The organism is Deltaproteobacteria bacterium (assembly GCA_020845895.1).
Classification (GTDB): Bacteria; Lernaellota; Lernaellaia; order JACKCT01; family JACKCT01; genus JADLEX01.
The window spans coordinates 23,844-33,161 of the sequence record JADLEX010000015.1; the positions used below are offsets into that span (position 1 = coordinate 23,844).

Here is a 9,318-nt window from a genome sequence, read left to right on the forward strand (position 1 = left end):
GACCGGTCGGGGGCGGCGCCGCTCAGGCGGCGAGAACCGCGAAGACCTCGGACCGCTTGGCCTCCTCCTGCACGTCGCGGATGATGTCGGGCACGTCTTCCATGCGCAGCGCCAGATCGTCCCACGCGCCAATGCTGCTCGACTCACGGATCATCCCGGGCGTCGAGGTGGCGCCGAGATTGTTGCAGATGAAATCGGCGATATGGACGAGCTCGGCGAGCCGGCGGTTGCGGTCGGGCGCGAGGTCGGGTTCGTGATGGTAGATCACCGCGTCGACCACGGGCTCGGGCAGCCGCCATCGATTGAGCAGATAGCCGCCGATCTCGGCGTGCGTGATGTCGAGCAACCGCCGCTCGGCATCGGAGGCGGTCAGATGATCCGATTCCATCAGCGCGCGGGTTTCGGCGTACGCATCGGCGAAGTGTCGCTCCAGCACGAAGGTGCCCACGTCGTGCAGGATTCCCGCGGTGTAGGAGTGATCCATTTCGAATCGATCGATGCCGCCCGCGTATTCACCCAAAACGCGTGTCGTGTAGGCCACGGTGATCGAGTGCCGCCAGAATGCGTGCAAATCGATGGTCTTCGATCGGTTCCCGAAGACGCGCGCGATGCCGACCGCGGTGCAGATGCGCCCGACCTCCTGGATTCCGAGCCGCGTCACGGCCTGCGCGACCGACGCGATCTCCTTTCCGGCGGTCCCATAGTAAGCCGAGTTGACGACCTTGAGCACCGCGCTGGTGAGCGCGGGGTCGTCGGCGATGACGACGGCGATGTCGGCGGTCGAGCTCTTCTCGTCGCGGACGCGCTCCATGACGCGAGCGACCACCTGCGGCAGGGTCGGCAGGGACCGGATCTCGCCCAGCCGATCGAGAATCGAGGTTCGCGCGGGGCGGTTCATGTTACATATCCAATCCCATCCCCAGGCTCTCCATCACCTTCGTGGTGAGATCCTGCGGGCTGAAGGGTTTGCACAGGTAGTTGTTCGCGCCTGCCTGGATCGCGCGAACGACGTTTTCCCGCTCGGCTTCCGTGGTCACCATCATCACGGGAATCCCGCGGAACCGCTCGTCCGCGCGGATATTGCACAGCGTCGTGTAGCCGTCCATCACCGGCATGTTCCAGTCGAGCAGGATGAGATTGATATCGGAATGCTCGCGCTCCAGCACGTCGAGCGCCTCCTGCCCGTTCGCCGCGCCGACCACGTCGAATCCGATCACGCTGACGGCGTCGGTGATGATCCGGCGAATCACGAACGAGTCATCGACCGAAAGGATCTTCATGGCGCGCTCCTTACCGCTTCACCTGGTAGTAGATCGACCGTTGGTGATCGCGGATTTCGAAGTCCGTGCTGTACCCCGACAGGCTCTCCGCGGAGCCGAGGAACAGGTGTCCGCCCGTGTTCAGGGCCCGGGCGAGCCGTGCGAACAGGTTTTTCTTGAAGGTTTCGGAAAAATAGATCGCGACGTTTCGGCACATGATGATGTCGAAGGTCCCGAGCGCCGCGAAGTCGGACTGAAGATTGAGGCGCTTGTAGGTGACCATCTTCTTTACGGACTCGTCCAGAACCCACACGCGGCCGTTCTGCTTGAAGTAGCGGTCGCGCATGGCATCCTCGAGACCCCGGCCCATCGAAATCTGGTCGTAACGGCCCGCCATGGCCAGAAAGAGCACCGAGGGCGAAATGTCGGTGCCGACGATCTCGACGTTCGCGGGACGGAGCGCCGCGCCGGGCCGAAGCCGCGAGAACTCGTGCACGCACATCCCTAGCGAATACGGCTCCTGTCCGGTGGAACTCGCCGCGCACCAGATTCGTACGCGCATGCGCTTGCCCGACGCGATCTCGGCGTCGAACTGCGGCAGCAGCACGTCCTGAAAAACCGCGAACGGCGACTTGTCGCGAAACCAGAGCGTTTCGTTGGTCGTCATCGCGTCGACCAGCTTGTCGCGAAGGCGCTGGTCGGGTGTCGTTTTGATCTTTCGGTAGAACTCCAGAAAGGACTTGGAGCCCGACTCCACGACCATGGTCGTGAGTCGGCTCTCGATCAGATATTCCTTTCCGCTCGTGAGCGAGATTCCGCACTGCTCCTCGATGTAGTCGCGAAGCAACGTGAATTCCTCGTTCGAAATGGCGAGCGCCATCACGTCGACCTCCGGCCAAATGGGCGAATCTTATCTGCAATTCGGGTTGCGATCTCAGGCAGGGCGATCTGCGCGTCGGACAGGCCCGCCTCGTCGATCGCGCGCGGCATCCCGTACACCACGCACGTCGCGGCCGACTGCGTGATGCAGTAACAGCCTTTGCGCTTGAGCGTCGCGACGCCGTCCGCGCCGTCGTCGCCCATGCCCGTGAGCACGACGGCGAGGATGTTTTTGCCGTACGTGTTCGCGACCGAGCGAAACAGCACGTCCACCGAAGGACGGCAACTTTTCACGGGCGGATTTTCGTTGATGCCGATCCGCCGCTCCGTCTGCCCCGCCTCTTCGCGCACGACCATGTGCCGACCGCCGGGCGCGATGTAGACCGTGTTGCGCAGGATCGGCTCGCCGTCCGCGGCCTCCTTCACCGCGAGCGGCGACTTTCCGTCGAGGTTGCGCGCGAGCGACTCGGTGAACTTCGGCGGCATGTGCTGAACGAGCAGCACCGGCACGCCCAAATCGCCGGGCAGGAGCGGAATGATTTTTCCGAGCGCCTCGGGCCCGCCAGTGGAGCAGCCGATCGCGAGTACGTCGAAGACGCCGGGGACAGGTGCGATCCGGGCGGAGGGCGGAGGTGGAGGAGGAGGCAGGATCGCCGGGGCGGATTCGGGACGCGAATCCCGTCCCGCGCGCATCGCGGCGGTGCGCTGTCGCGTTCGGTGGAGCATCAGCACGGTGGAGATCTGCTTGCGCAGCCACTCGACGCTGGCGTCGATCCCCATTCCCTCGGGTTTTGGGACGAAGTCGATCGCGCCGGATTGGAGGCACTTGATCGTGATGTCGGCGTTGTGCGTGCTCGCGCCGCTCACCATCACGACGCCGATGTGCGGCCAACGGGGCTTGAGGGCCTTGAGCGTCTCCAGTCCGTCCATCTCGGGCATCTCGACGTCGAGAAACACGAGATCGGGCTTGAGCTGTTCGATCTTGAGCAGCGCGATGCGGCCGTTGGGCGCGGTGCCGACGATCTCGGCGTCTTCGAGACGTTCGACGACGTCGGTCATGATCCGCCGATAGGTGACGGTGTCGTCGACGACCAGAACCCGACTCCGGGGTTCCGGCGAGGCAGCTTTGGCGGCGTTCCAGCTCATGTCCACCGGTTTCCGGGGTCGAGTTCGACGTTTCGGCGCGCGACCGGTTCGATCAGGAACAGACCTGCGCCACCTTGAGAATCGACAGCAGGCCATGATCGAGTTTGACCACGCCCGAAAGGTACTTGCCGCTGATCACGCCGACGTTCGCGGGGGGCTTCTCGATCTCCGATTCGTCCACGGTGACGACGTCGCCGATGCGATCCACGAGCAGACCGACCACATCGGTCCCGGTGCCGACGTGTTCGTCCGTGTGCACCGCCTGCCGGTCGAGTTCGCCCTCGGTCTTGAGGATGATGTTGCGCGACGTGGCCGACACCTCTCGCGGGTCGAGCGCGAGTTTGACGCCCAGGTCGAGCACCGTGACGATCTGGCCGCGCAGGTTCACGAGGCCCCTCACGTAGTTCCCCACGCGATGCACCGGCGTGAGTTCGAGCTGACGGCTGATCTCGCGGACGTAGAGGATGTCCACGCCGAAGAGGTGATCGTCGAGATAGAACGTCGTGTATTGCTTGTCGCTCATCACGCAGCCCTCGTCGCGGATTGCAGCAGGTTGTGGATGGTCTCGAGAAGCTTGGCCTTGTCGATCTTCACCGCGTAATCCGTGAAGCCGCTCTTCGTGCCCAGGTCGCGCGACTTTTCGTCGGTGAGCGACGTGAGCGCGAGAACCGGCACGCCGGCGTGGCCGTTGCCGCTGCCGCGGATGCGTCTCACGAGTTCGAACCCGTCCATGCGCGGCATCACGATGTCCGACACCACGAGGTCGTAGTGCGTCTTCATCAGGGCCTCGAGGGCTTCCTCGCCGTCGCGCACCGTGTCGACCGCGTAGCCCGCGGACTCCATATAGTCGCGCTCGAGCTGTCGGAAGAAGGGCGTGTCCTCGGCGAGCAGGATGCGGTACGAACCCTCGGCGCGGCGGATCGGCGCCTCGGCGCCGTAGTACTCGGGATCCGCCTTCTCCATGAGCGCGAAGGTGTCGAGCACAAGCGTGATGCGCTCGTTGACGATCGCCGAACCCATGATGCCGCCCTCGGCGCGGTTCGTCGTGTCGAGGTCGATTTCGGTTTCGAGGACGTTGACGACCTCGGTCGCGACGATGCCGACCGCGGTTTTCATCAGCTTGGGCACGATGACGTACAGGAACGCGCCGTCACTCGCCGGAGCGGAGACCGGCAGATGGTGATGCAGGCGCACGAGGCGCATCGCGCCGCCCCGGTACTTGATGAACTCGCGGTCTCCCACGCGCTCGATGTCGCCCAACGGCACCTTCTCGATGCGCGTGATGAGCGAAAGCGACATGGCGAAGATTTCCTCGGGGCCGTTGCGGAACAGCAGCACGGTCTGGCGCTCGCGCAGACCGTTGCGCATCGCATCCTGCTCCATCGCCACGTTCGCGCGGTCCACGTCCTCGAACGCGAGTTTTGCCGTGTCAGAGATGCCCTTGGCGTCGAGAATCATCGCCACGCGCCCCTCGCCCATGATCGTCGTGCCCGAGTAGCAGGAGTTTTCCTTGACGTACTTGGACAGCGGCTTCACCACGATCTCCTCGTTGTCGAACACGCGGTCGACGATGAGGCCGAACTGGTTGGTGCCCGCCACGAGCACGAGGATGTTGATGGCGCTTTGCGAATGGAATCGGCGATCCGGCCCGCCACGCCGGTCCGGGTGCGACCGTTGCGCACCGCCGTTGATCGCGACGAGTTCGCCGGTCTCGCCGTCCACGCGGAAGCGATTCGGTTCGCCGTCCGGAGCGCGGCGATCGACGAGCGTCATGCGGCGTTCGTCGCACTCATCATTGGTCTCGGGATCGACATACGTGGCGCGGATCCCGAGCACCTCGGACAGACGCACGAGGGGCAGGAGCTGGTCGCGCAGGCGCAGCACTTCGGCACCGTTGACCTCTTTGATGCTTTTCGAGGCGTCGCGCGCGCGGATGCGCACGAGTTCGACGATGCTGACCTGGGGCACGGCGAATTTTTCCTCGCCGACGCCGATGAGCAGCGACGGGATGATCGCGAGGGTGAGCGGCAGGCGCAGTCTCACGCGCGTGCCCTCGCCCTTGGTGGAATCGAGTTCCACCGTTCCGCCGAGCCGCTCGATGTTGGTTTTCACCACGTCCATGCCGACCCCGCGGCCGGAAACGTCGGTCACCTGCGCGGCGGTCGAGAATCCCGGCGCGAAGATGAGGTTCAGCACCTCGCGGTCGCTCATGCGCGCCGCGGCCTCCGCGGACACGACGGCCTTCTCCACCGCCTTGCGCCGGATGACGGACGGATCGATTCCGTTCCCGTCGTCGCTGATCTCGATGTTGACGAGGCCCGCCTCGTGGAACGCGCGCAGCAGCACGCGCCCGACGCGCGGCTTGCCCGCCTTCTCGCGGTCCTCGCGCGACTCGATGCCGTGATCGGCCGTGTTGCGAATCAGGTGCGTGAGCGGATCGGACAGCGACTCGATGATCGACTTGTCGAGTTCGACGTCGCCGCCCTGGATCTCGAGCTCGATGTCCTTGTCGAGCTTCTTGGCCAGGTCGCGCATGATGCGCGGGAACTTGTTGAACACCCCGCCGACCGGCTGCATGCGGGTGTACATGATGCTTTCCTGCAGCTCGCCGGTCACGAGATTCAGGTTCTGGAGCACCGAATTCAGGCCGCGGATTTCGCCGGCGCGGTCGATCAGGAGCTGCGTGAGCTGGTTGCGCGAAAGCACCAGTTCGCCTGCGAGGTTCAGCAGGTGGTTGAGCAGCGACACGCTGACGCGCAGCGTCTCGGCGCCTTCCTGCCCGCGCGACGCCGTCGCGGCGGATTCGGGCGCATCGGCGGGCGACGCATTCGTCTTGCCGTTCGCGGGCGACGTTCCGTTCACCTTCCTCGGAGTCGACGGGGGCATCGATGCCGGTATGGGCGTCGAAACGGACTCGACGACGACCTCGGCATTCCCGGCTGGTAGCGCCGCCGGCGGCTCCACCCGGCTCACCTGATCGTCCGCGACGCGCAGCGCCATCGCGAAGAGGTCCTTTTCCAGAACACTCGCGCCGAGAATCCAGACATTCGCGGCGTCGGTGTGGCTCTCGAGCTTCTCACGCGAGGGATCGCTCGCCAGGCACTCGCCCACGGTCTTGAGCTGGTCGAGCACGTCGAGCGCCGAGCGGCCGCCCGCCCGGAGATCGACGTCGGCGTCGAGGCGAATCAGATAGGCCATTCGACCGGACGCCTGGCACGATTCCCATTGGGCGGGAGTGGGCGCGAGCGCGGGCGCCGCGATCGGCGGCGCCGAGGCCGCCGCGGCGGGTTTCGCCGTCTCGGCGGGCTTGCCGTTCGCGGCATCGAGCAGCGCGACGAGGCGCGACTTTTCGGCGCTGATATCGAAGCTGTCGGCGTTCTCGACATCGTCCACCATGGCGGAGAGACGATCCGAACCCGCGAGCAGCGCGTCGACGAGCTCCGACGAGACGCCCAGCGACTTGTCGCGCAGTTTCATCAGCAGGCTCTCCATCACGTGCGCGAGCTCGTTGATGTTCTTCAGGTTGAAGAACCCCGACGCGCCCTTGATGCTGTGCACGCTCCGGAAAATCCGGTTCACGACATCCGGATCGGGATCGCCCGATTGTTCCAGCGCCAGCAGATCGGGCTCGAGCACCTGAAGGTGGTCCCGGGCCTCGGTGATGAAGTCCTGAAGAACGGCTCGGTACTTGTCGTCCATGGCGGTCCCTCTCGCCCTGTGGGCGCCCCTATTCGAACGTGATTTCGATGAAAAACTGGCCCTGCTCGGTGTTGAACGGCACCACGATCACGTTGCCCTTGGTCTTGTGCGTGATCGTGTGGTCCTTGCCCATGATCGTGGACGGGATCGACATGTCGAACCGGTAGCCCTTTTCGGACAGCACCTTCTTCGCGCCGCCCAGGACCATGTTCGCGATCTCGCTGACCATGTCGATGACGATGGGCTCCATCTGCGAATAGTCCTCGCCCAGCATCTTCGACGCGATCATCAAAATGACCGGCTCGGGGAAGGTGATGGCGAGAGAGCCTTTTGTGGATGGGCCCGCGATGCCGATGATCCCCGTCACGTCGCCGAACGCGCCTTTGCCGTTCTTGACGAAGGGCTTTTCCGGCGTCGCCTGCGTATAGGCCATGCTCGAAAGCACATTGATCATGGAATCGAGAAACGGGTTGATATACTCGACGTTCATGCAAGTCCCCCGCGAAGCGTTTTTCGCAAGCCGCCCGCCCTCGCGCGCGGCCCTTTGTCCGGTTCCGGGCGCGTTTAGATGCCCGCGATGATCTGCTCGACCTTCTGCTTGAAGACCTCGGGCGTGAACGGTTTGACGATGTAGTTCGTCACCCCCGCCTGCACCGCCTCGATCACGTTCCCCTTCTCGGACTCGGCCGTCACCATCAGAAACGGAATCCCCTTCATCCGCTCGTCCGAACGGACCTTTTTTAGCAGGTCGAGCCCGGTCATCTTGGGCATATTCCAGTCGCTGATGATGAAATCGATCTTCTGCTCCTCGAGGGTCTTCCACGCGGTCGAGCCGTCGTCCGCCTCCAGAACCTCGTCGTACCCCAGGTCCTTGAGCAGGTTCTTGACGATGCGGCGCATCGAAAAAAAATCGTCCACGGTCAGAATCTTCAGCGATTTTGCCATTTTCTCACTCCCCGCCCGCGTCCCTGCGTATTCGTGCCGCACCGATCGGCCGTGTTCTATGGCTCGTATCGGAGCGCATTCCGTGTGAATTGAGCATTATTTTCGTTTCGGGGCGCGCGGCGCGTAAACTTGGGCGGATTCGCGCGAAAATCGGGCTTCACCGGATCGGGGAGCCGTCGGCGGCGAGAAACGACTCAGCCTTCGCGCCGATCCCCGAATCCGAACCAGTTCCGCAGTTCGGATGCGAGCCACCGCATGTCGTCCGGATCGCGATTCGCGATCAGCCCGATTTCGCGTTTCGAGGAAACGAGGATCAACGCGGGATACGAGCCGCCCTTGCTTCGACGCACCATCTTCAACTCGACCCGGCTGACGTCGGACGCATCGATGACCTTGCGCAGCGGCACGCCGAGCAGCTTGCGTGTCCGGGTGAGCCGACCGTACTCGGCTGAGATTTCGGTAATGCCCACGAACCGCCAGACGAGCGCGAGGAGCAGGCCGATGCCGATGACATCGTGAATGACTCCGAAACCCAGCATGTCCCATCGGCGCTCGCGGATCGCCATCGCGTTCCACATCACCATGAAGCCGCACCAGATCACGGTGAACAGGATGAGCCCGATGGCGCTCGCCGAAAAACCGGCGGGAGGGATGTGAGCGAAGAACCGATAGCCCGGCATATTCTCGATCCGCACCCCGGTTTCCATCGGGCGCATGGCGCCGGTCACGTCGATCACCCCGTCGGACGCGGGGCGTAGTCCCGCAGGGGCCTGATCGGGAAATTTCGCGGCACTCTTTTCGAGAAACTCGCGAGCGTTCGCCGCGAATCCGCACGTGTTGCAAGAGACGTTGCCGACGAGATCAAACACGCCGAGAGACGTCGGCGTACCGCACGATGGACACTTCACTTCGAACTTCATGGGAACGCGCCTCCCATTTGGGATTCGCTCAAACGGAACCGGAACGCAAGCTCGACCGGGAGCGCGGGGACACGCAGCGGTGCGGCTGCAAACTGGCGACGCAGCGCGGCCCGTGCACCCCGGTTTTCCGTTGGCGCATCCAACGAACACCGATGAACGCCCTGTTGCCCTGCGGTGTTGTCATCCTGAACGAAGTGAAGGATCTTCCCGTGAACACGCGACCCGCTCGCGCCGTGCGGCGAGGGTGCCCCGCCAATGGTATTGTATTTTCGATGATTTGATCTTATTCTAACTCATCTTCGACCGTTGTCGGCGGTTTGAATTTCAAGACCTGAATAAAATCGCATAGTTACGCTGCGATTTTTCGAATTTTCGCAAAATTGTAGTGCCTAATATCGTCTCGGCAGGCTCAAATCAGTCTTGACATATCCCTTGCTGCCATTGGAAATGGCGGCGTGTTCGTTCGCGCC

The 9,318-nt window shown here is 63.6% G+C and carries 9 protein-coding genes; all 9 read right to left on the bottom strand.

What is annotated here, in order from left to right; all coding sequences use genetic code 11:
* Window positions 1-22: 22 nt before the first annotated feature.
* The gene (locus tag IT350_01725) at window positions 23-898 is read right to left on the bottom strand and encodes an HDOD domain-containing protein (GenBank protein MCC6156741.1); all 876 of its coding nucleotides are present in this window, start codon (window positions 896-898) and stop codon (window positions 23-25) included.
* 1 nt (window position 899) lies between these two features.
* The gene (locus IT350_01730; protein MCC6156742.1) at window positions 900-1,280 is read right to left on the bottom strand and encodes a response regulator; all 381 of its coding nucleotides are present in this window, start codon (window positions 1,278-1,280) and stop codon (window positions 900-902) included.
* A 10-nt stretch (window positions 1,281-1,290) separates the two neighbouring features.
* The gene (locus IT350_01735; protein ID MCC6156743.1) at window positions 1,291-2,139 is read right to left on the bottom strand and encodes a protein-glutamate O-methyltransferase CheR; all 849 of its coding nucleotides are present in this window, start codon (window positions 2,137-2,139) and stop codon (window positions 1,291-1,293) included.
* Window positions 2,139-3,284 carry a chemotaxis response regulator protein-glutamate methylesterase gene (locus IT350_01740; GenBank protein MCC6156744.1) on the bottom strand — a complete coding sequence of 382 codons (1,146 nt, stop codon included), beginning with the start codon at window positions 3,282-3,284 and terminating at the stop codon, window positions 2,139-2,141. Before IT350_01740 ends, IT350_01735 begins: the two co-directional genes overlap by 1 nt.
* 52 nt (window positions 3,285-3,336) lie before the next feature.
* On the bottom strand, window positions 3,337-3,807 hold the full coding sequence (locus tag IT350_01745; GenBank protein ID MCC6156745.1) for a purine-binding chemotaxis protein CheW: 471 nt from the start codon (window positions 3,805-3,807) through the stop codon (window positions 3,337-3,339).
* Window positions 3,807-6,983 carry a chemotaxis protein CheW gene (locus IT350_01750; GenBank protein ID MCC6156746.1) on the bottom strand — a complete coding sequence of 1,059 codons (3,177 nt, stop codon included), beginning with the start codon at window positions 6,981-6,983 and terminating at the stop codon, window positions 3,807-3,809. Before IT350_01750 ends, IT350_01745 begins: the two co-directional genes overlap by 1 nt.
* A gap of 28 nt (window positions 6,984-7,011) precedes the next feature.
* Window positions 7,012-7,473, bottom strand: a complete 462-nt coding sequence (locus tag IT350_01755; protein ID MCC6156747.1) for a chemotaxis protein CheX — start codon at window positions 7,471-7,473, stop codon at window positions 7,012-7,014.
* Between the two features lie 74 nt (window positions 7,474-7,547).
* The gene (locus IT350_01760; protein MCC6156748.1) at window positions 7,548-7,928 is read right to left on the bottom strand and encodes a response regulator; all 381 of its coding nucleotides are present in this window, start codon (window positions 7,926-7,928) and stop codon (window positions 7,548-7,550) included.
* A gap of 194 nt (window positions 7,929-8,122) precedes the next feature.
* Window positions 8,123-8,848 carry a hypothetical protein gene (locus IT350_01765; GenBank protein MCC6156749.1) on the bottom strand — a complete coding sequence of 242 codons (726 nt, stop codon included), beginning with the start codon at window positions 8,846-8,848 and terminating at the stop codon, window positions 8,123-8,125.
* Window positions 8,849-9,318: the final 470 nt, after the last annotated feature.